Raw genomic sequence first — 1041 nt, 5'->3', positions numbered from 1 at the left:
CGCGTCGCCGCCTTCGGCCGCCGCCTGGGCGTCGGCCTCGCGGGACTTGATGACCTGCGCCTGGTGCTGCTCGAAGCGCTGCTGCGCCTCGGCGTACTGGCGCTCCCACTCCTCGCGCTGCTTCTCGTAGCCCTCGAGCCAGTCGTTGGTCTCGGGGTCGAAGCCCTCGGGGTAGATGTAGTTGCCCTGGTCGTCGTAGGACGCGGCCATGCCGTACAGGGTCGGGTCGAACTCGACCGAGGCCGGGTCGGCACCGAAGGACTCGTTGGCCTGCTTCAGCGAGAGGCTGATGCGACGACGCTCGAGGTCGATGTCGATGACCTTGACGAAGATCTCGTCGTTGACCTGGACGACCTGCTCCGGGATCTCCACGTGGCGCTCGGCCAGCTCGGAGATGTGCACCAGACCCTCGATGCCCTCGTCCACGCGGACGAACGCACCGAACGGAACCAGCTTCGTGACCTTGCCGGGCACGACCTGGCCGATCTGGTGGGTGCGGGCGAACTGCTGCCACGGGTCTTCCTGCGTCGCCTTCAGCGACAGGGAGACACGCTCGCGGTCCATGTCGACGTCGAGGACCTCGACGGTGACTTCCTGGCCGACCTCGACAACCTCGGACGGGTGGTCGATGTGCTTCCAGGACAGCTCGGAGACGTGGACCAGGCCGTCGACGCCACCCAGGTCCACGAAGGCACCGAAGTTGACGATCGAGGAGACGACACCGGAACGGACCTGACCCTTCTGCAGGGTCGTGAGGAACGTCTGGCGGACCTCGGACTGGGTCTGCTCCAGCCAGGCACGGCGGGACAGGACCACGTTGTTGCGGTTCTTGTCCAGCTCGATGATCTTCGCCTCGAGCTCCTTGCCCACGTAGGGCTGGAGGTCGCGGACACGACGCATCTCGACGAGAGAAGCCGGCAGGAAGCCACGGAGGCCGATGTCGAGGATGAGACCACCCTTGACGACCTCGATGACGGTACCGGTGACGATGCCGTCCTCTTCCTTGATCTTCTCGATGGTGCCCCAGGCACGCTCGTACTG

Annotated in this window: 1 protein-coding gene; it reads right to left on the bottom strand. The window is 65.7% G+C overall.

The window, feature by feature from the left end; genetic code table 11:
• The coding region (gene rpsA / locus ABEB03_RS43695) for a 30S ribosomal protein S1 (RefSeq protein ID WP_345658673.1) at window positions 1-1041 on the bottom strand (1041 nt) is incomplete at both ends.

This window comes from Streptomyces siamensis, from assembly GCF_039543605.1.
In the GTDB taxonomy this organism is placed as follows: Bacteria; Actinomycetota; Actinomycetes; order Streptomycetales; family Streptomycetaceae; genus Streptomyces; species Streptomyces siamensis.
This window is presented reverse-complemented; position numbering and strand designations above follow the sequence as displayed.